The 24758-nt window shown below is 70.2% G+C and carries 20 protein-coding genes; 14 read left to right on the forward strand and 6 right to left on the reverse strand.

What is annotated here, in order from left to right; all coding sequences use genetic code 11:
- Positions 1-246: 246 nt before the first annotated feature.
- Positions 247-2031, reverse strand: coding sequence for a serine/threonine-protein kinase (locus QSK18_RS28060; protein ID WP_285625168.1), 1785 nt, complete (start codon positions 2029-2031; stop codon positions 247-249).
- Between the two features lie 153 nt (positions 2032-2184).
- Between QSK18_RS28060 and QSK18_RS28065 the strand changes: the two genes are divergently transcribed.
- Complete coding sequence (locus QSK18_RS28065) at positions 2185-3501, forward strand: NAD(P)/FAD-dependent oxidoreductase (protein WP_285625171.1); 1317 nt, start codon at positions 2185-2187, stop codon at positions 3499-3501.
- Between the two features lie 503 nt (positions 3502-4004).
- Here the strand turns inward: QSK18_RS28065 and QSK18_RS28070 are convergent.
- Positions 4005-4355 carry a nuclear transport factor 2 family protein gene (locus tag QSK18_RS28070; protein ID WP_232812869.1) on the reverse strand — a complete coding sequence of 117 codons (351 nt, stop codon included), beginning with the start codon at positions 4353-4355 and terminating at the stop codon, positions 4005-4007.
- 131 nt (positions 4356-4486) lie between these two features.
- On the opposite strand from QSK18_RS28070, the gene lipB reads away from it, so the two are divergent.
- From lipB to QSK18_RS28095, 5 genes are all read left to right on the forward strand, one after another.
- Positions 4487-5245 (forward strand): lipoyl(octanoyl) transferase LipB, encoded by a 759-nt coding sequence (gene lipB, locus QSK18_RS28075; RefSeq protein WP_232812868.1) that lies wholly within the window; start codon positions 4487-4489, stop codon positions 5243-5245.
- Positions 5246-5313: 68 nt separating this feature from the next.
- Positions 5314-5802 (forward strand): ArsR/SmtB family transcription factor, encoded by a 489-nt coding sequence (locus tag QSK18_RS28080; RefSeq protein ID WP_269810668.1) that lies wholly within the window; start codon positions 5314-5316, stop codon positions 5800-5802.
- Complete coding sequence (locus QSK18_RS28085; protein ID WP_285625178.1) at positions 5799-6923, forward strand: cation diffusion facilitator family transporter; 1125 nt, start codon at positions 5799-5801, stop codon at positions 6921-6923. Before QSK18_RS28080 ends, QSK18_RS28085 begins: the two co-directional genes overlap by 4 nt.
- 207 nt (positions 6924-7130) lie before the next feature.
- On the forward strand, positions 7131-8141 hold the full coding sequence (lipA, locus tag QSK18_RS28090; protein WP_232812865.1) for a lipoyl synthase: 1011 nt from the start codon (positions 7131-7133) through the stop codon (positions 8139-8141).
- Positions 8142-8168: 27 nt separating this feature from the next.
- Entirely contained in the window at positions 8169-8876 is a 708-nt protein-coding gene (locus QSK18_RS28095) for a DUF4191 domain-containing protein (RefSeq protein ID WP_232812864.1), read from the forward strand.
- A gap of 125 nt (positions 8877-9001) precedes the next feature.
- Here QSK18_RS28095 and QSK18_RS28100 read toward each other — a convergent pair whose 3' ends face one another.
- Positions 9002-9472 (reverse strand): RDD family protein, encoded by a 471-nt coding sequence (locus QSK18_RS28100; RefSeq protein WP_232812863.1) that lies wholly within the window; start codon positions 9470-9472, stop codon positions 9002-9004.
- A 505-nt stretch (positions 9473-9977) separates the two neighbouring features.
- Here QSK18_RS28100 and glnA point away from each other — a divergent pair.
- Positions 9978-11402: a type I glutamate--ammonia ligase gene (glnA, locus tag QSK18_RS28105; protein WP_232812862.1), complete on the forward strand. Its 1425-nt coding sequence runs from the start codon at positions 9978-9980 to the stop codon at positions 11400-11402.
- A gap of 63 nt (positions 11403-11465) precedes the next feature.
- On the opposite strand, the gene QSK18_RS28110 is transcribed toward glnA, so the two are convergent.
- Together QSK18_RS28110 and QSK18_RS28115 are read right to left on the reverse strand one after the other, a co-directional pair.
- Positions 11466-12776, reverse strand: coding sequence for a hypothetical protein (locus QSK18_RS28110; RefSeq protein WP_232812861.1), 1311 nt, complete (start codon positions 12774-12776; stop codon positions 11466-11468).
- A gap of 42 nt (positions 12777-12818) precedes the next feature.
- The gene (locus tag QSK18_RS28115; RefSeq protein WP_352396665.1) at positions 12819-13616 is read right to left on the reverse strand and encodes a PIG-L deacetylase family protein; all 798 of its coding nucleotides are present in this window, start codon (positions 13614-13616) and stop codon (positions 12819-12821) included.
- Between the two features lie 461 nt (positions 13617-14077).
- Between QSK18_RS28115 and QSK18_RS28120 the strand changes: the two genes are divergently transcribed.
- From QSK18_RS28120 to QSK18_RS28145, 6 genes are read left to right on the forward strand one after another with little or no spacing between them, the layout of a single operon-like run.
- Positions 14078-14803, forward strand: a complete 726-nt coding sequence (locus QSK18_RS28120; RefSeq protein WP_232812859.1) for a glycosyltransferase — start codon at positions 14078-14080, stop codon at positions 14801-14803.
- Positions 14796-16187 carry a glycosyltransferase family 4 protein gene (locus tag QSK18_RS28125; protein ID WP_232812858.1) on the forward strand — a complete coding sequence of 464 codons (1392 nt, stop codon included), beginning with the start codon at positions 14796-14798 and terminating at the stop codon, positions 16185-16187. Before QSK18_RS28120 ends, QSK18_RS28125 begins: the two co-directional genes overlap by 8 nt.
- A gap of 44 nt (positions 16188-16231) precedes the next feature.
- On the forward strand, positions 16232-17746 hold the full coding sequence (locus tag QSK18_RS28130) for an ArnT family glycosyltransferase (protein ID WP_232812857.1): 1515 nt from the start codon (positions 16232-16234) through the stop codon (positions 17744-17746).
- Positions 17743-19122: a lipopolysaccharide biosynthesis protein gene (locus QSK18_RS28135; protein WP_285625190.1), complete on the forward strand. Its 1380-nt coding sequence runs from the start codon at positions 17743-17745 to the stop codon at positions 19120-19122. Before QSK18_RS28130 ends, QSK18_RS28135 begins: the two co-directional genes overlap by 4 nt.
- On the forward strand, positions 19119-20237 hold the full coding sequence (locus QSK18_RS28140; RefSeq protein ID WP_232813383.1) for a glycosyltransferase family 4 protein: 1119 nt from the start codon (positions 19119-19121) through the stop codon (positions 20235-20237). The genes QSK18_RS28135 and QSK18_RS28140 overlap by 4 nt, the downstream gene beginning before the upstream one ends.
- Positions 20234-21322 carry a glycosyltransferase family 4 protein gene (locus QSK18_RS28145; RefSeq protein ID WP_285625194.1) on the forward strand — a complete coding sequence of 363 codons (1089 nt, stop codon included), beginning with the start codon at positions 20234-20236 and terminating at the stop codon, positions 21320-21322. The genes QSK18_RS28140 and QSK18_RS28145 overlap by 4 nt, the downstream gene beginning before the upstream one ends.
- Here QSK18_RS28145 and QSK18_RS28150 read toward each other — a convergent pair.
- Positions 21289-23952: an AfsR/SARP family transcriptional regulator gene (locus QSK18_RS28150; protein WP_285625382.1), complete on the reverse strand. Its 2664-nt coding sequence runs from the start codon at positions 23950-23952 to the stop codon at positions 21289-21291. The two genes, QSK18_RS28145 and QSK18_RS28150, sit on opposite strands and share 34 nt — an antisense overlap.
- A gap of 129 nt (positions 23953-24081) precedes the next feature.
- On the opposite strand from QSK18_RS28150, the gene QSK18_RS28155 reads away from it, so the two are divergent.
- Positions 24082-24753: a hemerythrin domain-containing protein gene (locus tag QSK18_RS28155; RefSeq protein WP_232813386.1), complete on the forward strand. Its 672-nt coding sequence runs from the start codon at positions 24082-24084 to the stop codon at positions 24751-24753.
- Positions 24754-24758: the final 5 nt, after the last annotated feature.

The raw sequence follows: 24758 nt of genomic DNA on the forward strand, positions 1-24758 counted from the left end.
ACCGGCTCTTCGTGGAGGCCGGTAAACCGACCAACATCAGCGCCACTGCACAACCAGCACGGGCCAGCACGGCCAGCACGGCGGTGGGGTCAGCACGGCCGTGGGGGCCAGCCCGGCTGGCAGAGCGGTGGGCGGTGGGCGGTGGGCGGTGGGCCCTCCACCGGGCGGTTCGTAACAGGACAGCGCCCGGTCGGAGACCCGAAGCGGGCCCATCCCAGCTCCTTGGGCTGATGTCCACCAGCCTCATCACGTTGGGGCCCGGATGTCGCGAACCCGCCACCGCCCCGCTCCTTCGCCTGGCTCACCGACGGCCCGAAGCGTGAAGATCATGACCGCCGGCTCAGTGGCCGGCACTCCGGCTGCATAGTCACCACCGATACGGGCCTGCCGGTGGGCCGCGGTACTGACCCGGGCCGATACCTCCGCAGTGCGCCCCTTGCTCTGCAGCACCCGGACCCGGTCGATGCGGAAAGCCACGTCTTCCAGCCGGTATCCCGTGGTCTGCAGACGCTTCAGGAGCGCCCGGTCGGCCCGGTCGGCGGGTGAGCCCGTCTCGTTGGCGAGGGCGAGCTGCCGAGCCGAGACCATCTCGAAAGCCTGGGCCCGGGCCTTGCCGATGCCTGCGAGGGCCTGCGCGAGCTCCACCCGCAAGGCAACCTTCCCAGCCCGCTTCTTCTCTGCCCCAGCGCCGTCGGCCTTGGTCTGACCATCGTCCCCGCCAACCCTGGCCTTCTCAGCAACCGGGCCACGATCGGCCGCCCTTGCAGCCACCTCTGCCGAACCACCACCCGGGCTCGGTGAACGCAAGAGACGCCACCCCACACCCACGGTCACGGCCCCCACCAGCCCGATAGCGACGAGAAGCACCAGCAATCGCGAGGCCGGAACGGTACGCCGCCTCGGATCCCGCGTCTGGGCAACCGCCGCGTTCTGGACATCACCGCCGTTCAACGAGCCACTCCAGGAGCCGGTCGACGACACCGGAGCAGTTTGCGTAACTCGTTTCGTGGTCTGCATTTCCAGCGACGACAGACGGGAATCGCCGGACCCACCAGGCCCTCGCTCCAGGCGGATCGGGACCGGCCGGGCCGCCCGCCAGGCCAGATCCGCGAACTCGGCCAGATCGGGCCGGTCTTCCACATCGGCCGACAGACTCCGGACCAGCAGGGTCTGCAGCTCGTGCCGCTGCCCCTCGACCTCCGACTGCCCCTCGACCTCTCGCTGCCTCCCGACATCCGGCTGCGCTCCAACCCCCAACTGCCCTTCGACCCCCAACTGCCTTCCGACCTCCGACTGCCTTCCGACCCCCGGCTGCCCTTCGACCTCCGACTGCGTCGGCGCACGACCGGTGAGTGCGAACCAGCAGCAGGCGGCCAGCGCCCACAGGTCCGCGGCCTGCAGCACCTCGGCCGGCACAGGAGGGGCCTGGGCTGCCGTGATCAGTCGGGGATCGGTGAAACCGGGAGTGCTCCAGGCCTCCTCGTGCCGCTCACCGAGGACGCGGGCGACGCCGAGGTCACCCAGTTGTGGACATCCGTCGGCCGCGAAAAGCAGGTTGCCCGGAGAGACGTCGCCGTGGGTAAGACCGCTCATATGCAGATGCTCCAGGGCGGACACGATGGGGATGGCCATCGTCACCACCTCTTGCGGTGTGAGCGGGCCGCGCGCAGCCACTAGGGCGGCCAGACTGCCACCCGCCGCGAGATCCAGGACTAGAGCGAGATTCTCGTCGGGTAGGGCGACGACCCGGCGCAACCGCACGATGTGCGGATGCTCGATCCGGCTGAGCAGCGCCGTCTCCCGATCGGCCCGCTCGCCCACCCCGCCTTCCGAAGCACCACCGTCATAGGGGTTCTCGTCGGGGCCCGGCTCGCAGCGGCGGCCGATCTTCAGGGCCACCTCGTCGCCGGTGATCAGGTCTTCGGCCCGCCAGACCTCGCCGTGGGCGCCGAATCCCAGCAACTCGTACAGCCGGAAGCCCGGCACCTCGGGCGGTGCCGCGGGCGGTCCGGGGAACGGGGTGAGGTCCATGTCCCAACTGTGCCGCGAAGTACCGACAAGCCGTTCTGGTTATCCACAGGCCGGGTTCTCCACAGATCCGGGTCGTCGCTCTTGCCTCACCCGCCGAACCTGACATGCTTTCGAACGGAAGGGCGTCAGAGTTCGACCGCACCGGAGGCAGCCGTGACCGAGCAGGGCCCACCCCAGAGCACGGCTCCCCGTGAGCTCCCCCGGGCGGCCGACGTCGTCGTGGTGGGCGCGGGCCTGGCCGGTCTCGCCTGCGCCCGGCAGCTCGCCCGGCGCGGCATCGACGTGGTGGTTCTCGAGGCTGCGGATGCTCCGGGCGGGCGGGTGCGCAGCGACACGGTGGGCGGTTTCGTCTGCGACCGCGGGTTCCAGTTGCTCAATCCGGCCTACCCGGAGGTCCGGCGGGTGCTCGACGTGGGCGCGCTGCGGCTGCAGCCCTTCCCGGCCGCCGTCGTTGTAGCGGGCGCCCAGGGCCGTCAGGTCCTTGCCGATCCGCGCCGGTCTCCCGGCCTGCTGCCGCTCACCGCCCGCAGCCTGCTGCGGGAGGCCAGCGGATCATGGCGCGAACAGGCCGCTTTCGCCCGGTGGGCGCTGCACGCAGCCCGGGAGAAGCCGGAAGGCATTCTGTCCGAGTCAGATCTGCCCTGGGGTGAGGCGCTCACCCGGCGCGGGGTCGACGGCGCCCTCAGGCAGCGCGTGATCGAGCCGTTCCTGGCCGGGGTTCTCGGAGAAGACGAGGGCGTCAGTTCTCACCAGTTCGTGCAGTTCCTGGTTCGTTCCTTCGTGCGGGGTACGCCTTCGGTGCCGTGGCGGGGGATGCGGGCCGTTCCCGAGCAGCTGGCCGCCAGCTTGCCGGGCATCCACTACGGCGTGCGGGTGGAGTCGGCCGAGCCGGGCCGCGTGCGTTCCGATGCCGGCGAGATCCAGGCCCGCGCGGTGGTGGTGGCCACCGACCCCAAGGGCGCCTCTGCCCTGCTCGGGCTGCCTCCGGTGCAGACCCGGGGGCTGACCACCTACTGGCACGCGAGCCCCGAGCCTCCTACCCGCTCAGGTGCTCTCCACGTGGACGGAGACCGGCGGGGGCCGGTGATCAACACCGTCGTGATCAGCAACCGGGCCCCCAGTTACAGCCCGGACGAGCGAGCCCTGATCGCCACCACCGTGCTGGGCGGCAGCCCCGACCTGGCCACCGAGCGCGCCGTCACGGCCCAGCTCGCCCTGATCTACGAGCAGCCCACGCACTGGTTCGAACTGGTCCGGCGCGACGCCATCCCCGACGCCCTCACCGCCATGCCCGCCCCGCTCGAGATCCGCAAGCCGGTATCGCTGGGCGAGGGCATGTTCGTCGCCGGCGACCACCGGGACACCGCCTCCACCCAGGGCGCCCTCGTCTCCGGCCGCCGCACCGCCGACGCCGTCCTGGCCGAACTGGGTCTGCCCGCCGTGCCCCGGGAACCCATCTCGGCACGGTAGGAGTCGGCCGCAGGCTGGACAACAGGTTGCGATCAGAAGCCGTCAGGTAGCGCCCCTGCCCCGGTCGGGCGCGAGACAGCAGTTGCGCCTTGGCCAGGCACGAGACGACAGCTGCGCCCTTGGCCGGGCCGACCTGCGACGCTGCCCGCGAGCGTGACGTTGACCGAGGTCCCGGCAAGAGACGGGAGCGAGAGCCGACCAGCACAACGTCGGCCTGGCTCCGACTCCAGCCCGGCCCCAACTCCAGCCGACGAGGCACGGAAATGCCGACGGCGTCGAGGCGATGGTCTGGGACCTCGTTTCTGACGTCGGCCCGGCTCTGACTCCGGTCTCGCCGCTCACCTTCGGGCCGTGGGCAGCGCGACCAACCGGGCGGCCAACGCGTCCCACTCGTCTACCTCGGCCTCGGGGTCTCACCTGTGAGCTGGGCAGCGATCGGCCAGCCCGTACCCCCCACCCCCACCCTGCGCCCCACCCCCTGCCCCAAGCCCAGGAAGCCTGAGCTACTCCACCACCATCCGGCGGACCAGGCCGTCCCTGAACGAGTAGCGGTGCCGGACCTCGCGCCGGTCCACCAGCACCTCACCGCCCAGGCCACGCACCTCCTGCTCGACCACGGCCACGATCTCGTCCTCGTCGCTGCCGGGCTCGAAGTCCGTGGGCACCACCTGCGGGTCGGTGATGGCGAACTGGCCGAACCAGTACTCCCGGATCTCGTCCTTGCTCCTCAGCACGGACTGGTTCGGCACGTCGGGCCACTCCACGTCGTCCGTCATCATCGACAGCAGCCCATCGACGTCCCGGCCGTTGAACCGGCGGTACGCGTCGATCAGCAGCGCCTTGCGCGCGTCCATGGTCAACAAGCCTAGAGGGTGTTCTCCGTCTCCTCCCCGACACGTGTGGGACCGCAGACCGCACCTGCGGGTGCCCGCGCTCACAGGCCACGCGCCCGCTGCCCACCCGCATCCGGCGTACGCTCCCAGGCATGGGTTCGCTGCGGATCGAGCATCTGGGATTCGGCGCCGACGCCGTCGAGTACACGGCCGGCTGGGCACGCCAGCGGGAGGTCCACGCCGAGGTGGTGGCGGGCGCTCCGGACACCGTGCTCCTGCTGGAGCACCAGCCCGTCTACACGGCCGGCAAGCGCACCGAACCGCAGGAGCGGCCGGTGGACGGCACGCCGGTGGTCGACGTGGACCGTGGCGGCAAGATCACCTGGCACGGGCCCGGGCAGCTGGTCGGCTACCCGATCGTGCTGCTGGCCAAGCCGGTCGACGTGGTCGCCTACGTCCGCCGGCTGGAGCAGATGCTGATCGACGTGTGTGCGCAGATCGGCATCGAGGGCACCCGGGTGGACGGCCGTAGCGGGGTCTGGATCCCGGCGGGCGGTGGGCGGCCCGAGCGCAAGGTCGCGGCCATCGGGATCCGGGTGGCGCAGGGCATCACCATGCACGGCTTCTCCCTGACCTGCGACTCCGACCTCGGCGCGTTCGGCCAGATCATCCCCTGCGGGATCGCCGACGCCGGGGTCACCACCCTCAGCGCCGAAGCCGGGCGCACCGTGTCCGTCCAGGAGATCCTGCCGCTGGTCGAGGCCGCCCTGCCGGAGTACGACCTGCCCGGCCACCATCACAAGCGCCGGCGTCCGGCGCCGAAGCAAGTGGCAACGGCGCAGCCCCGGCCGATCGAAACGGTCAGCGGCGCGATCCAGGACCTGGCGCGCGAACTCAGCCGCACCAACTAGCAGCAGCAGGGCTCCTGGATGTCACCTCGTCCGCTCGCTATCATCGGCGTGTGGCGATACCAACCGGGCTGACCAATGCCGAGCGCAGGCGCACCGCCGAGGCGAGCACGGCACCCGAGGGCGAGGAGAACGTGGCTGCGGCCGCCATCCTCTTCCGCACCCTCGGCGATCCCACCCGGTTGCTGATCCTGCGCCATCTGGCCCGGGGGGAGCACCGGGTGGTCGATCTGATGTCCCACCTCGGTCTGGCCCAGTCCACGGTCTCCGGCCATCTGGCCTGCCTGCGCGACTGCGGCCTGGTGCGGTCGCGAGCGCAGGGGCGCGCGTCGCTGTACTCCCTCGCCCGGCCGGAACTGCTCGACCTGTTCCACGCCACCGAGTCCTTCCTCGAGGCCACCGGCGAGCGGGTCGTGCTGCACCACACCGGGCACGACCACGGCCTGCCGCACGAGCACGAGAGCCCGCGCCCCCTCACCCACCGCCGCGCCCAGCGGCCCGGCCTGGAACTCACCCACCCGGCCGGCGACACGCACCAGACCAGGGAGCCCCAGGCATGAGCACGCGCCCCCACACCGGGCACGCGCACGAGCACACCGGGCACGACCACGGTGGGCACCCGCAGTCGTCTCCCAAACGCCCGACCTGCGCCCCCACCGAACCCGGTGACCAGGCCGACCCGACCGACCAGACCACCTCGTCCGCCGATTTACAGGCCCCCTGCGCCCCCTTCACCTCCCGCCGCACCACCCAGGAAGACCACGGGCACGGCCACTCCCACGACCTGCCCCAGGGCCCGGGCGCCCGCCGAAGGCTGGCGATCGTGCTGGCCATCACCCTCACCGTGCTCGTGGTGGAGGTGGTCGGCGCCGCCGTCACCGGCAGCCTCGCCCTGCTCGCCGACGCCGGTCACATGTTCACCGACGCGGCCGGTCTCACCCTGAGCCTGGTCGTCGCGATCCTCGCCGACCGCCCGCCCACCGCCCGCCTGACCTGGGGCTGGAAACGCGCCGAGGTGCTCTCCGCCGCCCTCCAGGCCACCGCCCTGCTCGCGATCGGGCTCTACATCCTGGCCGAGGGCGTGCACCGGCTCGTCGACCCGCCCGAGGTGGCCGGCCCGGGCATGATCCTGTTCGGCGCCATCGGCCTGGCCGCCAACGCCGTGGGCATCTGGATCCTCACCCGCGACGGCGGCCACAGCGAGAACATGAACACCCGCGCCGCCTTCCTCGAGGTGGTCAACGACGCGCTCGGCTCGGTCGCCGTGCTGGTCGCGGCCGCCACGATCTGGCTCACCGGCTGGCACCGCGCCGACGCCGTGGCCTCGATCCTGATCGGCGCCCTGATCCTGCCCCGCTGCTGGCTGCTGCTGCGCCAGGCCGTCACCGTCCTGCTCGAGGCCACCCCCGGCACCGTCGACCTGGAAGAGGTGCGCACCCACATCCTGGCCGTCCCGCACGTGGTGGGCCTGCACGACCTGCACGCCTCCACCGTCGCCACCGGTCTGCCCGTCCTGTCCGCGCACGTCGTGGTCGAGGACGGCTGCTTCCTCGACGGCCACCTCACCGTCATGCTCGACCAGCTCCAGGGCTGCCTGGCCGGGCACTTCGACGTCGAGCACTCCACCTTCCAGTTCGAGGCCGCCGGCCACGCCGACCACGAGCACCCCACCCACGCCTGACCCAAGAACTGAAGGGCCGCACGTGATAGCGCCCACGTCCACCCCCTTCCGGAATGAGTCACCCCCACCCGGACGCTTAGAGTGGGCAGGGCGACGGCGGCCGACCGCCGCCGCGGAACCAGGCCGGCGAACCCGCCGGTGCTGCCGACCCGGGCGTGATCCCGGGCCCGGAGAGATCCGGGACCAGCGTGCGGACAGGGAGCACAGGTGACGATCGCACCGGAGGGCAGGCGGTTGCTGCGGGTCGAGGCCCGTAACGCCGAGACGCCGATCGAGCGGAAGCCCTCGTGGATCCGTACCACCGCGAAGATGGGCCCGGAGTACACCTCCCTCACCGGCCTGGTGAAGAAGGAGGGCCTGCACACGGTCTGCCAGGAGGCGGGCTGTCCCAACATCTTCGAGTGCTGGGAAGACCGTGAGGCCACCTTCCTGATCGGCGGCGACCAGTGCAGCCGCCGCTGCGACTTCTGCCAGATCCACTCCGGCAAGCCGCAGCCGCTGGACCGCGACGAGCCCCGCCGGGTCGCCGAGAGCGTGGCCACCATGGGCCTGCGCTACGCCACCGTCACCGGCGTCGCCCGCGACGACCTGGAGGACGAGGGCGCCTGGCTCTACGCCGAGACGATCCGGGCCATCCACCAGGCCTCGCCCGACACCGGCGTCGAGATCCTCACCCCCGACTTCTCCGGGCACCCCGAGCTGCTGCAGCAGGTCTTCGACGCGCAGCCGCAGGTCTTCGCCCACAACCTGGAGACGGTCCCGCGGATCTTCCGGCGCATCCGGCCGGCCTTCAACTACGAGCGCTCGCTCGACGTGCTGCGCCTCGCCCGCAGCAAGGGCCAGGTCACCAAGTCGAACCTGATCCTGGGTATGGGCGAGACCCGCGAGGAGATCTCGCAGGCGCTGGCCGACCTGAACGAGTACGGCTGCGACCTGATCACCATCACCCAGTACCTGCGGCCCTCCCCGCTGCACCACCCGGTCGAGCGCTGGGTCAAGCCGGAGGAGTTCGTGGAGCTGAAGGAGGAGGCCGAGGAGCTCGGCTTCGCCGGCGTGATGTCCGGGCCGCTGGTGCGCTCCTCCTACCGGGCCGGCCGGCTCTGGGCCCAGGCCAAGGCCAAGCGCGGCGAGGAACTGCCGGCCAACATGGCCCACCTCGCCGTGGAGACCAGCGCGCGGCAGGAGGCCACGAGCCTGCTGAGCCGCCCGTCACACTGAGACTCGGCTGGGAAGTATCCTTCGCTCATGGCTCGCAACACTCCCTCACAACCCGTCGACCCGGAAAAGATGGGCCGCTTCGCCCAGTTCCGCGCGGTGTTCAGCATGCTGCGCAAGGCCGACCCGATGGCGGTCGTCTGGATGGTCGTCGCGCTGGTCGGTTCCACCGCGGCCGGCGTCGGTATCGGCCTGGCCGTCGATCACCCGATCTACGTGGGCATTCTCGGCTTCATGGTCGGCCTGCTGATCGCGATCATCATCATGGGCCGGCGGGCCGAGCGAGCCGCCTACACCCAGATCGGTGACCGCAAGGGCGTGGTCGGCTACGCCCTGAAGGGTCTGCGCCGCGGCTGGAACGTCGAGGAGCAGCCGGTCGCCGTCGACCCGCGCACCCAGGACCTGCTGTTCCGCGCGGTGGGCCGTCCGGGTGTCGTCCTGGTCAGCGAGGGTCCGCTGCCCCGGGTGGCCAAGCTCGCCGAGAACGAGCGCAAGCGCACCGCCCGGCTGATGCCCGACGTGCCGGTGCTGGTGGTGCACGCCGGTGACGGGCCCGACCAGGTCCCGGTGCAGAAGCTGGTGCGTCACCTGATGCGCAAGCGCCCGGCGATCACCAAGCAGGAGGTCTCCGAGGTGAGCAAGCGCCTGCGCGCGCTGGGCAACGCCCGCCTGCCGATCCCCAAGGGTGTCGACCCGATGCGGATGCGTCCCGACCGTCGCGCCACCAAGGGTCGCTGACCCCAAGAGCCAAACCACAAATGGTGGACGTTCGTGGGCACCGAGCCCACGGACGTCCACCATTTGGTTTGTACCCCGGCTTCGACAGCGGCCGACCGTTCACCGCAAAGCCATGAGCAAGCGGATCAGGTGCGGACCACCACGGAGCCGGAGAGCAGATCGTGCAGCCCCCGGCGATCGGCGTCCCAGCCCATCGTGATCGGGGGCACGACCAGAATCATCAGAACGGCACGGATCAGGCTGCGGTAGAGCCCGATCGGGCCCCCCACGGAGACCCGCTCGACGCGCAGGCCCAGCACCCGCTGGCCGATCGTGTAGCCCGTCGTACCGGCCAGCAGCAGGTTCTCCACGAAGAGCACACCCAGCGGGATGAGCGCCCCGGCCGTACCCGGATCCATCTGCTCGGGGAAGAAGCTCCGGGCGATGACCAGGCAGATCACCCAGTCGATGAGCAGGCTGAAGAAGCGCCGGCCGGGCCGGGCCAGCGACCCCCGCCCGGTCTCGGGGAACCCGAGCCGCTCCCCCGGGTACCCGGAGACACCCGTTACCGACTCCGGCCCCTGGAGCCACGACCCAACATCACGCCTGTTCACCACACCGTAGAGACTACGGCCCCACCCGACCGGCCCCCGGCGGAGGCGACCGCTGGGCGCTGCGGGCCCACCGACGTCCACCGACGTCCACCGACGTCCACAGGTAATTGGCCGCACTTACCACGCCGGTAGCCGCACAGTAAAAGTGAGAAACCTGCCATCGCCGCGCAATTGTTTCCGGCTTGTCACACAGCCATTTCCTGTCGATGACAACCCTACGGATCCAGCAGGGAAAGTGACCGACAGAGCCCCATTTCGAAGCATTACGCAGCTCGGGCGATCATGCTCCGACCGGTGAACACAACGCACTGCCCGCGGGGTAGGGTCAGCCCCAGTAGCCCCGCGATCAGCGCCGATCGTGGAGTTGGAGACGACGGCGGTCCCGCCCGGAATCATCGGTAAACGTCTGGAACACTCGCGCCCGGACGTTGACCGGCGGTATAAGGCAGTGCACCACCGGCGGTTCCCGCCCGGAATACCCGCGACCGTTCCCGACCGTGGAGGTTGGATGTTCAACAACGCCGAAGAGGTGACCAAGTACATCGCGGAGAACGACGTCAAGTTCGTCGACGTCCGGTTCTGCGACGTTCCCGGTGTGATGCAGCACTTCAACGTGCCGGCGTCCACCGTGAACGAGGACTTCTTCACCGAGGGCCAGATGTTCGACGGAAGCTCGATCCGCGGCTTCCAGGCGATCAACGAGTCCGACATGAAGCTCATCCCGGACCTGACGACGGCCTACATCGACCCGTTCCGCGTTGAGAAGACGCTCAACGTGAACATGGACATCGTCGACCCGTACACGAACGAGCCGTACAGCCGCGACCCGCGTCAGATCGCGAAGAAGGCCGAGGCGTACCTCCAGTCGACCGGGATCGCCGACACCGCGTTCTTCGCCCCCGAGGCCGAGTTCTACATCTTCGACGACGTCCGCTTCATCACGAAGCCGAACACGTCGTTCTACGAGATCGACTCGATCGAGGCCGCCTGGAACACCGCGCGCGCCGAGGACGGCGGCAACCTGGGGCACAAGACCCCGTACAAGGGTGGCTACTTCCCGGTCCCGCCGGTCGACCACTACTCCGACCTGCGTGACCAGATGGTGCTGGCCCTGGACGCGCTCGGCCTCGAGGTCGAGCGCAGCCACCACGAGGTCGGCACCGCCGGTCAGGCCGAGATCAACTACCGCTTCGACAGCCTGGCCAAGTCCGCGGACAAGGTCATGCTGTTCAAGTACGTGATCAAGAACGTGGCCCACGCCGCGGGCAAGACGGTCACGTTCATGCCGAAGCCGATCTTCGGTGACAACGGCTCGGGCATGCACTGCCACCAGTCGCTGTGGAAGGACGGCGAGCCGCTGTTCTACGACGAGAGCGGCTACGGCGGCCTCTCGGACATCGCGCGCTGGTACATCGGCGGTCTGCTGCACCACGCCCCGTCGCTGCTGGCCTTCACCAACCCGACGGTGAACTCGTTCCACCGTCTGGTGCCGGGCTTCGAGGCGCCGGTCAACCTGGTCTACTCGGCCCGTAACCGCTCCGCCTGCGTGCGGATCCCGGTCACCGGCTCGAACCCGAAGGCCAAGCGCGTCGAGTTCCGCGTGCCGGACCCGTCGAGCAACCCGTACCTGGCGTTCTCGGCGATGCTGATGGCCGGCATCGACGGCATCAAGAACCGGATCGAGCCGCCGGCCCCGGTCGACAAGGACCTCTACGAGCTGCCGCCGGAGGAGCACGCGGGCATCGCGCAGCTGCCGGCCTCGCTCGACGAGGCGCTGAACAACCTCGAGAAGGACCACGCGTACCTGGTCGAGGGCGGCGTCTTCACCGAGGACCTGATCGAGACCTGGATCCAGTTCAAGCGCTCGGCCGAGATCGACCCGATCCGGCTGCGCCCGCACCCGCACGAGTTCGAGCTGTACTACGACGTCTGATCGTCGGACCAGCGGCCGCCGCTCTCGCGAAAGCGAGGGCGGCGGTCGTGCTTTGCGGAACACCTAACGGGTGCGACTGATGGCCGCCCTCAGGTCCGCATAGGTGACGCCCTTGCCGGAGGTCAGCGTCCGATCGTCCAGCCAGGCGAGCCCCTCGTAGCCGTGAGCGAGGGCCTGGTGCCGGACCACCCGGTCGAGGTCCGCGAGCGACTGCCCACCGGTGTTCTCCCCCCACAGCCGCCCCGATCGTCCGTGCTTTCGGGCCGCTACCAGCAACGCCCACCAGGGAGCCCCGTTGCCGTCGTGCACCAGCGAATAGCCCGCCTGGGCGCGGAAGTGGTCGGAATCGATCCAGGTGGTGTACGGCCGGACGCCCTCGTCGGGATAGGCCGCGATGGTGGCGTCCCAGTCCAGGCCGGACCCGAGGTTGACCTGGTAGTTGTACGCCTGCCGGGGGGACGTCGGGGTCTGACTGACCGGCCGGATGCCGGCGCCCGGGTGCATCATGTAGACCGGTCCGCTGAAGTGCTCGCGGAACCGGCTGACCAGCCACGTCATCCAGTTGATCAGCGACTGCACGTACCAGGTGGCGAAGGCCTCGTCGCGGTCCGTCCAACCGGCGGCGCCCCCGGTCTGGCGGTTTGCGGGGGTAGGCACATGCCCCGGCACTGGGCAGGGACTCATCTGTGGGGCCAACTCCTGCTTGCCCTGGGCAGCCGCCGAATAGGCCCAGAACTGAGGACGATTGTGCGATGACGGGTACTGGAGCTCACCTTTGGTGAGCCCGCCGGTCTTCACCCGCTCGATCTTCGACCAGTCGAGCCGGCCGAAGAGCTGGTCGAGGAAGTCGGTCACGTAGCCCCGGCCGGGTGCCGACCAGATCCAGTCCCGGATGTTGTCGCCGGACTCCTGGGTGGGCGACCACTGCGTTCCGTACTGGTCTTTCAGCTTCGGCAGGTGGTCGGTCACGAACGGCGGCGGGTACTGCAGACAGACCTCCAGACAGACCTTGAGCCCGGCTGCCCGGACCGCTTCGACCTCGCGCAGCACCGGTTCGGCGTCCACCTCGCCGCCCGCGGCGTTCTGCAACTGGTCCCAGAAAGCCCGGACGTGGCCATGAGTCGCACCGGCCCGCTTCGCCCGGGCCTTGGCGCCCTCCCGCTCGGTGGCCAGGACCATCCAGGCCGGGCCGAAGTGCTCCGGGGCGGCAGTGGGCATCACCGTTTCCGGCCGGACACCGTGCGCAAGGCCTGTCCCACCCGCTCCGACCAGCAGGCCGGCTGCAGTCCCGGTCGCACCGATCAGCAGATCTCTGCGGGTCAGCGGACCCGCCACCGAAGGACTGCCGGTCCAGCCGGGCTTCGGACGTGTCATCGCCCGCTCCTCTCCGAGGGCACCGTGAGTCTATCCAGCCCCTCAGGCCGCAGCCCGGGGCAGATACACGTATTCCTCCAGATGCGGAACGGTTTCGGTACCGAAGAGCGCGGTGACCTGGGTGCCGTACCAGCTGATCAGCTCAGTCTTGACCCCCCGATCCACCTCGTGCACCACGCGTTCGGTGTTCGTGGGGGCCTCCCCGGGGGCACCCGCCCGCAGGACGTACGGCTGGTCGGCGTACCAGCCGATGCTGCGATGGCGGGACAGCCGGGCCCCGAGTTCGTGGGTGAACACGTGGTCGACGTGACCGCCCAGGCCGAGCGGGGCCAGGACAAGGTCGCCCTTCCCGCTGGCCAGCAGGATCCGCTTCTCCAGCGCGTCCAGAAGGGGCCGGTCGTGCGGGGAGACCCGGCCGGCGTCGATGTGGCGGCGGAAAGTCGGGTAGACACAGCTCAGTTCAGGCACCAGGCGGCTGGCGATGCGCAGGAGGCGGGACTTCTCGCGCTGCCGGAACAGGGCGTCGGCCAGGCCCAGATGCACACCGGTCACCCCGATCGAGCGCAGGGCCACGCGGTCCTCGGCGCGCCGCTGCTCGAAGAGCAGTGAGGCGGAACGAGCATTGCACTGCCGCAGAAAGGCTCTTGCGGAGAGTGAGACCCGACCCGCCGTGGAAGAAGTGAACAGAGTCATTACTGTGACCGGTTGGGAAATCGCCGCCCGGGCTATCAGAGAGCCGCAGGAAAGCGCCGCGTCATCCAAGTGCGGGGAAAGGACGATGATGGAGTCGTGATCCTGCAGAGAATCCGATCCGGTCATGTCGGCTTCCTTTCTCGACATTTAGCCATTGTCCATCAGACGCAGAATGCCACCCGCCAGTGGCAACTCGGTCGGTCAATTCTGAGGGCCGGCTGAGAACGGTGATCAAAACCGCAGGCCACGATCGCCTACTGAGGAGTTTCGCAGGTCATCGGGTCAGAAGCGGGCGAAACGGGCTCGGTCCGCAGGCTGCACCCTCAGGGAAATCGATCCGAATCAGGACAGCCTTAAGCTAGTTTAAAGACCTTTTGTCAGGACGGAACAGGTCGACGCCCCCTCGGTCTCGTGGACGACTGCACCGACGGCGAAGCCGACATTACCAGGCGGTTTGCCACCTACGGGTGTCATTGAATAACGGAAAGTCGCTCCGCCGGCTGATAAAACCATCCCTGCCTGCCGGCGACGACGAGGTTCGCCGGGCAGCGCAATTCTGGTTCGCGTATTGGTCAGTCACGCCCCCTGATGACTTCGTGGAGCTTCGCATGCCTGGTTTCACCCCACCACCGGTGCCTGTCGACCTGGTCATTCCCGTACTGAACGAGGAACTCCGGATCGGCCGGACCCTCACGGCGCTGGCCGCCCACGTCGCCGCCGGAGGACTTCCGGTCCGCCTGATCGTGGTCGACAACGGCAGCGTCGACGCCACCGTGTCCGTCGTCGAAAGGCACTGCCGGGGAATGGACATCGAGGTGATCAGCTGCCGCCAGCGGGGCAAGGGCGCCGCGGTCCGGGCCGGCGTGCTGCATTCGCGGGCGCCCCGGGTGGGCTTCTGCGACGCCGACCTGTCCACCCCACTGAGCACTTTTGCCACGGCACTGAGCCTGCTGGACGACGGGTACCAGGCGGTGATCGCCTCGCGCCGGGTGGCCGGGGCGAGCTACCAGGTGCGGCAGCCGATCGTGCGCCGGGCCGGCAGCCAGGCCTTCAGCCTGGTCGCCGGGTCACTGGTCGGGCCGATCCGGGACACCCAGTGCGGTTTCAAGCTCTTCGACGGGGAACTGGCCCGCCCGGTGTTCGCCGACCTGCAGCTGCACGGCTTCGCCTTCGACGTGGAACTGCTCGCCCGTCTGCGGCGCCGCGGTGTGGAGGTGGCCGAGGTGGCGGTGGCCTGGACCGACGACGCCGACTCCACGTTCAGCCCGGTCCGCGACGGCTACGAGGCCTTTCGCGACCTGCGGCAGATCAGGCGGGCCCTGAGGCATGTCTGAGGCACCCGGCCCGACCCACATCGTCGTCACCAACTGGCGCGACCTGAGACATCCCCAGGCCGGGGGCGCCGAACTGGTCTGCCAGGAGTTCGCCGCCCGGGCCGCGGCCTCGGGCCACCGGGTGACCCTGTTGTCCGCGAAAGTGCCGGGCCGACCGCGGCGGGAGGTGATCGACGGCTACACCGTCCGTCGCGCGGGGGGTCGCTTCACCGTCTACCTACATGCCCTGGTCTGGCTGTTCCTGCACCGGCGCGCGGTGGACGCGGTGCTGGACTCGCAGAACGGCATCCCGTTCTTCACTCCCCTGGCAGTCAGCCGTCGCACCCCGGTGATCCTCCTGCTGCACCACATCCACCAGCAGCAGTTCGGCCAGTACTTCCCGGCCCCGGTAGCGGCGGTGGGCCGCTTCCTGGAGTCCCGAGGGTGCCGGTTCGTGTACGGGCGCCGCTCGATCGTGGCAGTCTCGCCGTCCACCCGACAGGGTGCCCGGCGTGAGCTGAAGCTGAGAGGCGAGGTCCGGATCGTGCCTCCCGGCTGGCGGGTCACCCGGCCGGTCACCGACAAGACGACCAGCCCTTCCATCGTCTGTGTCGGCCGTCTGGTCCCGCACAAACGCACGCGGCTGCTGATCGAGGCGCTGCCCAAGATCCTGGTCGAGCATCCGGACACCCAGGTCCACGTGGTCGGCGTCGGGCCGGAGCACGCCCGGCTGGCCGCGCTCGCGGCCGAGCACCAGGTGATGCACGCGGTCACCTTCCACCAGCAGGCCGGCGACGCCGAGCGGGACGCTCTGGTGGCCGCCTCCTGGCTGGCGGTGAGCTGCTCCGCCGGTGAGGGCTGGGGCATCTCGGTGATCGAGGCGAACGCGCTGGGCACCCCGGTACTCGCCTTCGACCGGCCGGGCCTGCGCGACTCGATCAAGGACGGCGAGACCGGCTGGCTGATCCCGGAGGGCAGCGACCTGGGCGCGGCGCTGGCCGAGAAGCTCGATCTGCTCGGCCCCCGGCGGCGCTCCACGACGCTGGCTCAGGTGACCGTGCGCTGGGCCGACCAGTTCACCTGGGAGCGGATGACCGCGAAGCTCCTCACCGTGATCCAGCTGGAGCACCGGCGGCTGGGCCTGACCCGCCCGGAACGCCGGCACCTCAGCGATGTGGCCACGGTGGTCCGGATCCCGGCCGCCGACCTGCCCGTGGGCTGGACACCGGACCGACTGCGCCGCGGTGACTCGGTCAGCCACACCGACCGGGAACTCACCCTGCTGCTCGCCGGGGTCGACATCCCCGGTGCCCAGCAGGTCCTCAACCGCGTCGGGCTCACCCGGGGGGAACCGGTGCTGAGAGTCGCCCGGGGCAGCGACCATCTCTTGCCGTTCGGCCCGTGACCAGCCGCCCGAAGACAGCGACCTACCAGAGCCCAGGAGCCGGGATGCAAGCGACCGTACTGGCCGCGGCGGAGCACCGTGCCCCGTCCGAGGCCGGGGAGCGTCCCCGGCGGGACGCGCTGTGGTGCGCAGGCCTGTTCGTCGTGGCCCTCGGGCTGCGGCTGTTCCACATCGTGCCGGCCTACAACCTGTTCATCGACGAGGTCACCTACGCGGAGATCGCCCGCAACATCGCCGACGGGCGCGGGGTCACCCACCACGGCCAGACATTCGCTCTGCACCCCCCTTTCGTGCTGGGCACTTACGGCCTGGTGATCCGGGGGTTCGGGCTGGACGGCGACCTGGCCACGCTGGCGTTCGCGCTGCGGCCGGTGGCGGCGGTGTTCGGGGCCGGAACGGTGGCCCTCACCTATCTGATCGGCCGCCGGGCCGGCTTCGGCACCGCCTTCGGCGTGGCCGGGGCCGCGCTGGTGGCCCTCGACCCGTTCCAGATCCGCTACGACAGCCAGGTGATGCTGGAGGCCCAGACCCAGTTCTTGGTGGCCCTCACCATCCTGCTCGTGATGGGGCTACGGCCGGCCGGAACGCCCCCGTGGCTGCTGGTCGTGACCGGGCTCAGCGCGGGGGCGGTGTTCTGCAGCAAGGAGACCTTCGGTCTGGTGCTCGGCGTGGCGTTGATCCTGATCGGCCTCTCCGGCCGGCTCGGACGGCGGAAGGAGCTGGCCGCCGTCGTCGGGATCGGGCTCGGCGTATACCTGACCAACGTCGGGCTGACCATCGGCCTGGGCGGGCTGGACGCCTGGCTGCAGGCCCGGGGCAACGGCCTGACCCGACTGATCGGGACGAACCAGGAGACCGGTTTCAACTCCGACGCGGTGAAGGTGTCGCTGGTGTCCCGGCTGACCGCCAACTTCGACCGGCTGGCGGTGACCTACGCGGTGCTGCTGCTCGGTGGTCTGTGTTGTCTCCTGCTCCTGTACCGGCTGCGTCGGCCGCAGAGCCTGCCCCGGCCGCTGACCGCGCTCGTGGCCTGGGCCCTGGCCGCCTGCGGATACCTGGTCTACGCGACCGCCTTCGGGTCGATCGAGGAGCAGATGTACTACATCCCGCTGGTGCCGTGCGTCCTCTGCTTGGTCGCCGTCCTGGCCCAGGCCCGGGGCACCCGGACCGCTTGGGCCGGGATCGCGCTCTTCGTGGTGCTGAACAGCCTGGTGTGGGCGCGGGTCCACACCACCGACAGCAACATCTACCGCCAGTTCTTCACCTGGGCCAGGACCGGTGTGCCGCAGGGCAGCCGGGTGGCGCTGACCGAGGACTCGGCCCAGTTCGTGCTCAGCGGAATGGATCTGGGCCAATGGCACACCGCTCAGGCTCTGCAGAGCAACCACGTCGACTACGTACTGATCAACCCCCGGCTCGTGGAACACGGCTACGGACTGGGTGATCCCGCCTTCCTGGAGCATCTGAGAAGCACCGGCAGACCGGTCTTCAGCGCCTTCTCGTCAACGGACGGCAGCCTGATCCTGTTCGATGTCCGCCCGAGGGGCGAGGAACGATGACGGCAGTCGCGGCGAGCCCGAAGCAGGAACTCGTCGTCGGCGCAGGCTGGCTGACCGTGAGCACCCTGACGGTGGGCGGCCTGAACTACGGCTATGCCCTCGCTCTCACGCATCTGCTGCCCGCCGACCGCTACGCCCAGTTCGCGGCCGCCCAGGCCCTGCTGCTGACTGCCGGAACGGTCGCCTCGGCATCCATCCCCTGGGTACTGGCCCAGCAACTGGCCCGGAACCCGGACCCGGCCGACCGGGCGGCCCTGACCCGGATGGCTCTGCTCGGCAACTGCATTCAGGGCCTGCTCGCAGCCGCCGTGATCCTTGCTGTGGCCCAGTCGTTCGCCGATCCGCAGACCTCCTTCACCCTGGCGGTGTGCGTCTTCCTGATCTTCGTCAGTTCCACCACCCCGGGCTGGCTGCAGGGGCAGCAGCGGTTCGGCGCCCTGGCCGCGGTCAAGGTGGTCGAGGTGCTGGTGAAGTGCGCCGCCGGTCTCGTCCTGGCCCTGGCCACCGCGACCGCCGCCGCTCCGCTCGGCGCGTTCGGGGCGGGCGCGGCGGTCGTGCTGCTGTTCGGTCTCGGCTGGTTCCGGCGCGAGTTGTCCGGCGGCGTAGCCCTGAGCCGGATCGGGAGCCTGTGGCGCGACACCCTCGGTGTGGCCTCCGTGCAGGGCCTGGTCTCGGTGCTGGCCGCGCTGGACGTGGTGTTGGTGGCGGTGCTGCCGATCGCGTCCCCGGCCGCCGCCGGCTACCAGGCCGCCATGATCGTCGCCCGCATACCGCTGTACCTCGCTACAGCGGTGGCCATGGTGGCCCTACCGCTGGCGGTCCGGGCCGCGGCGGGCGAGGCGGCCCGGCAGTACCGGGATGCGCTACGGCTGTATGCAGTGATCGCGGTGCCGTTCGCGGTGATGCTGTCCACTGCTCCGGAAGAGCTGGTGTACCTGGTTCTTCCGTCCCAGTTCGCGGACATCACCGCGATCCTCCCCTACGCCGCGGCCTCCGGCCTGATGCTCGGAGCGGTCGAGCTGATCACCACCTTCTACCAGGGCCGCGGTCTGTACCGGCCCGGCCTGGTCCGTCAGCTGCTGGCCGCCACGCTCTCGGTCGCCGCGGTTCTGGTGGGTTTCCGGATCGGCGGCATCGTCGGGCTCTCGGCCGGTGCCCTCGCCGGAACCGCAGCTACAGCCGGGCTTCTGCTGGCCGACTCCGGAAAGCGTTGGCCCGGCGCGGTGCATCTGCCCCTGGCCGGCCTCGGCCTGAGTCTCGTGCTGGCCGCCGGGCTGGTGCTGGCCGCCGGTAACCCGATCGCCTGGATCGGCGGCTGCCTGGCCACCTCGGTCTGGGTGGCCCGCCAGGTGCTGGTGCTGCGGGCGGCGCCGTGAGAATCCTGCACCTCGGGTTCGAGGACCACCGCCGCCCCGGCAGCGGCGGCGGGTCGCTGCGCAACGCCGAGATCAACCGCCGGCTCGCCGAACGGCATCGGATCACCGTGCTGGTGGCCAACTATCGCGGCGCCCGGCGGCGGGTCGAGGACGGGGTGGAGTACATCCCGGTCGGCCTCCCCCTCGGCTACTTCCCGAGCCTGATCAGCTACTTCCTCCTGGTTCCGCTGGTCGCCCGGGGCTGCCCGGCCGACCTGGTGGTGGAGGAGTTCGCCGCCCCGATGTCCTCGGTGCTGACCCCGCTCTGGACCCGGCGGCCGACCCTGGCCGTGGTGCAGTGGATGAACAGCTGGGAAAAGTCCCGGCAGTACCACCTGCCGTTCTTCCTGTTCGAGATGCTCGGGGTGCGGCTGCACCGCAGGTTCGTCACGGTCTCCGAGGACATGCGCGACCGGATCCGGGCGGCCAGCCCCAGGTCCGTGGTGGACGTCGTCCCGAACGGCGTGGCCGTCCCCGAACTGGCCCCGGGCCTGCGGCGAGGCCGCGACATCGTCTACCTGGGCCGGCTCGAGATCGCCCAGAAGGGCCTGGACCTGTTGCTGGTCGCCTTCGCGCGGATCGCGCTCCGGATCGACGGCAACCTGGTCATCGCCGGCGACGGGCCGGACCGCCGGGCCCTCGAGAAGCAGGCCGCCGGGCTGGGGATCGGCCACCGGGTGCGGTTCGCGGGGCGGGTCGGGGGCGCGGCCAAGTTCGAGCTGCTGGCCCGGGCCCGGGTCACGGTGATGCCCTCGCGCTTCGAGACTTTCGGGATCGTCGCGGTAGAGGCCCTGTCGGTGGGCACCCCGGTGGTCGCGTTCGACATTCCCTGCCTGCGCGCGGTGGTGCCACCGGACTGCGGGCGGCTGGTTCCCCCGTTCGACTCCGGGCGACTGGCCGAGGCGGTACTGGACCTGTACGACGACGAGCCGCGCCGCGCCCGGATGGGCGCGCAGGGAAGAGAATTCGTGCGGCAGTTCGACTGGGACCAGATCGCGGCTCAGCAGGAACAGACCTACGAGGACGTGGTCCGCGAGGGGCGGGCCGCGCGGCCGGAGCCAGGGAGGGCACGATGAAGAGCCGCCGGGTGATCATCTCGATCTACGACGACGAGGAGAACCCGTACTACGCGGGCGGTGGTCCGGCCGTGGTCCGCCGGGTCGCCTCCGCCCTGGCCCAGGACTACGACGTGGTGGTGCTCACTGCGGGGCGGCGCCTGGCCCGCCGCGAGGCCGGTGCCGTCACCTACGTGTACCTGCCGGTGCTGCTCGCCGGGGCCCGGGGCAGCCAGCTGTTGTGGGCCCTGGTTCTGCCCTTCGTCGCCCTCTTCGCCTCGTACGCGCTGTGGCTGGAGAGTTTCACCCCGCCGTTCTCCTCCAACCTGGTGCCCCTGTTCACCCGCCGCCCGGTGATCGGCGTGGCCCAGTCACTGTCCGGCCGGGTGATGGCGGCCCGGTACCGGGTGAACTTCCCGCTCCGGCTGGAACGGCTGCTGCTGCGCCGCTACCGGGATGTCGTGGTGCTCAACGAGTACGATGCCGAAGTGGTGCGGCGCTGCTCTCCCCGGACCGACGTGCACGTGATCACCAACTGGGTGGAGATGCCGACCACCGCGGTCACCGACGCCAAGGACGGCGAGTACGCGGTGTTCCTGGGCCGGATCGACGTCCGGCTGAAGGGCCTGGACCTGCTGCTGGACGCCTACCGCAAGCACCCCGAGGACCTGCTGCCGCTGGTCATCGCGGGCGCCGGGCCGAAACCGCAGGAGCAGTCGCTGGCCCGGCTGATCGAGACGTGCGGCGCACCGGTGCGCTGGGTCGGCAAGGTCGACGACCTGGGCCGGACCGGGCTGCTGGACCGGGCGGCCCTGGTGGTGGTGCCGTCGCGGGAAGAAAGCTTCAGCCTGGCCGCGCTGGAGGCCCTGAGCCACGGCCGGCCGGTGGTGCACTTCGACCTGCCTCAGCTGTCCTGGATGCCGCCCGGCGCCCACCTGAGCGTGCCCAGCTTCGACGTGGGCGCACTCGCCGGGGCGATCGCCGACTACTCGCGCGACCCGGTGCGTCGATCCGCGGCCGGCCACTGCGCCCACGATTTCGCCGAGAACTTCAACCAGCGCAACCGCAGCCGCTACCTCTCGCTGGTCAGAGCCCGGCTGTCCTGACCCGGCAGCATCCCCACCAGCTCGTCCTCCGCCAGCTCACCGGCCCGACGACGGGCCGACGCCAGCAGTTCCGGCTCCAGCGCCTCGATCTCAGCGCGGATGGCCGCGGTGGTGATCGGGTCGGAGTTGTCCAGCCGGATCCCCCGCTGCTGCGCCCGCTGGTAGGCCGCGGTGTGCAGGGTGGCTGCCTCCAGCGGATGCCCGAGGTGCAGCAGGGCCCGCGCGCCGTACACCAGGCAGGCCAGAACCTCGGCTGCGTCGTCCTCCTCGCGGAACAGTTCGATCGCCCGGTGCAGCGGCGCCAGGGCACCGCGCGGGTCGTCGTTCAGCATCGAGCGCGCCAGCGTCAGATTGCCCAGCCCTCCGGCCCAGCCGTAGGCGTTCTGCTGCGCCTCGGCGATCGCGGCCCGCAGCACCCGCTGCCCCTCGGCCAGCGATCCCAGCCCGACCAGGGCTGAGCCGAGCACGATCTGGGGCACCGTGCCGAACCAGGCCCGGCCGATCTGTTCGGCCAGTTCGATCGAGGCCCGGGCACTGTCGGCGGCCCGCTGGAACTCGCCGCGGTAGGTCCAGAACATGCCCTCGTAGTACTGCAGCTGGGCCAGCAGCCGTCGTTCGTCGTCGTCCGTAGGTCGACCGAGCTCAGCCATGGCCCGCTGCACCAGCTCCCAGCCGGTGTCGATGTCTCCCCCGATCCAGTACAGCGTGCCCCAGGCCGAGAATGCGCGAGCGCGGTCGACCGGGGCGGCCTCAGGGGCGCCGTCCAACGCCTGCTCGAGCAGACGCACCCCTTCGGCGACATGGCCCGCCCGGAGCCAGAACCACTCCAGGAGGCCGGCGGTGCGCAGGGCGTGGATCGGGGCGGCGGCCAGGTCGTGCACCAAACCCGCGCGGATATTTGGCAGTTCGCGGTTGAGCACGCGGATGGATCGGGCCGACCGTTTCCCCCTGAGGTCGGGAACGGTCCGGGCGACGAGATCACGGCTCCACGCGGCGTGCGCGGCGCGACTACCGGCCTGGTCTGGATCACGGTCTCGGCAGTAGGCCCGGATGATCTCCAGCATGCGATAACGCGCAGGGGTAAGCGTGGTGTCGGCGCTGACCACCGAACGCGAGACCATCGACGAGAGCGCGTCCAGGTCGCAGCCCAGGGCCTCGGCCGCTTCCAGGGTGAACCCGCCCTCGAAAGGCCACAGCCGCAGCAGAATCTGGCGCTCCCCCGGCGGCAGCAGGTTCACACTCCAGGCCACGGTGGCCTCCAGCGTGGAGTGGGGGTTGAGCGCGTTGCGGGGAACTGGGCCGAGAGCAGGGAAGCGCGATCCGAGCAGCCCCGTCAGATCGGCCAGACTGAGCACCCGGGCCCGTGCGGCGGCCAGCTCCAGTGCCAAGGGGATGCCGTCGAGAGCCTCCGCCAGCCGGGCCAGCTCGCGGCTGTCTGACTCGTCCGGCCGCCAGCCCGGCCGTACGGCGGCGATGCGGTCGCTGAGCAGCACCACCGCATCGGTCTGGGGCAGCGGATCAACGGGCAGCAGGCGTTCGCCGTCTACCCCCAGTGCCTCGCGGCTCGTAGCCAGGATGCGTAGTTCCGGGTTGTCAGCGAGCAGGGTGACCGCCAGATCCGCCACCGCGCTGGTCAGGTGTTCGCAGTTGTCCAGGATGAGCAGCCCACGCAGGCCGGTGAAACGCCCCGGCGTTTCCGCCATACCCAGGGCCTGAGCTATTACGGAGGGCAGATCGAGCGGCGAGTGAACGTCGGCAAGCCGGGCCAGGGGCACTGTTCCGGCCCACTCCAGGGCCAGCCGGGTCTTACCCGCGCCTCCCGGGCCCACAAGCGTCATCAATCGGGTCTCTGCCATTGCTTCTGAGAGCAGGCGTTTTTCGTTCTCCCTGCCGACGAAGTGAGTCAAAGGACGTTGGAGCGCCGGAAGGCGAGCACCGGCGTCCAAAAGCAGTGAGGGGTCTTGGGCGAGCAGGCGCCGCTCGAGGTTCTGCAGTTCCGGGCCGGGGTCTACGCCCAGGTCATCGGCCAGCAGTGCGCGCACCTGCCGCAGCGCCGAGAAAGCTTCCGCCTGGCGGGCACTGCGATACAGCCCCAGGATGAGCAGCTCCCAGCCACGTTCGCGGTAGGGCTCGTCGCGTACGGCCGTACGGAGCTCGGCTACCGCGGCGGGAGCATCGCCCACAGCGAGCAGTGCCGCTGCTTGGTCTTCCAGTGCGGCGGCGTGCTGTTCGATCAATTGATGACGTTCCTGGTCGCCGAACGCCTCCAGGTCGGGATACGGACGTCCCCGCCAGAGTTTCAGAGCACCACGGAAGTCGCGCAGTGCATCAGCTGGCCGCTGGGCTGCGCGAGCCTGGGCGACAAGGGCTTCGAAATTGAGGACGTCCGACTGGGCGATGAGCGCGTAACCGCCGGGTCCGCGGGTGAGGGCTTGGGCGCCCAGCAGCTTGCGCAGCCGGGATACGTAGGCCTGCAGCGATGCGGCGGGATTGGCGGGCGGGGAGTCGCCCCAGATGGCCTCGGCCAGTTGTTCCTCGGTGAGCGCACCGCCCCGGGCCGTGACCAGCGCCTGCACCAGCCGGCGCGGCTGCGGTCCTCCGACCTCGACCCGGGTGCTGCCCAGTACCACTTCCAACGGTCCAAGGACCCGGCAGATCAGCACGACCGGAGAGCATAGGGCCAGTGCCGCAGACAGCCCGCAAGCGGCTGCAAGGGGTCTGCAAGAGGTCGGCAAGGACGCCCGGGCAACCTGGCCGGCATGACGACAAGCACGCAAACCCCGGTGGACACCTGGGAAATGGTGTTCGCCCACCGGATCTACCGCCGCGAGTTCCGGATCCTGCCCGGCATCATCCGGGCCGTGGCCGACGGCGACCGGGCCCGCTCCGAACTGGTCGGCGCCCACCTGCACCGCATCGCCCAGGCCCTGCACCACCACCACGAGGCCGAGGACGACCTGCTCTGGCCGATCATGCTGCAGCGGGTGATCAGCCCGGACGCCGAGATCGTGCTGCGGATGGAGTCGCAGCACGAGCGCCTCGAGGGCCTGCTCAAGCGGGTCGACGAACTGAACACCGACTGGCGGGCGACGGCCGCGGCGCAGGTGCGCGACGACCTCGCGGACGTTCTGGCCCAGGCCTCCTCCGCGCTCGACGAGCACCTCAGCGACGAGGAGCGCGACCTGCTGCCGCTGGTGCCGGGCAACGTCTCCCACGAGGAGTGGGACGCCCTGAACACCCGGGCCCGCAACGGGATGGCCGCGAAGAACCCGAAGACCGCCCTGGTGCTGTTCGGCTTCGCCATCGAGGACGCCACCCCGTTGGAGAAGCAGCGCATCATGGCCGACCTGCCGGCGCCGCTGCGGCTGGTGTGGCGCCTGCTCGGCCGGCGGATGTTCGTGAAGGCCCGCGACGAACTGCGTCACGGGTAAAACCG

The organism is Kineosporia sp. NBRC 101677 (assembly GCF_030269265.1).
In the GTDB taxonomy this organism is placed as follows: Bacteria; Actinomycetota; Actinomycetes; order Actinomycetales; family Kineosporiaceae; genus Kineosporia; species Kineosporia rhizophila.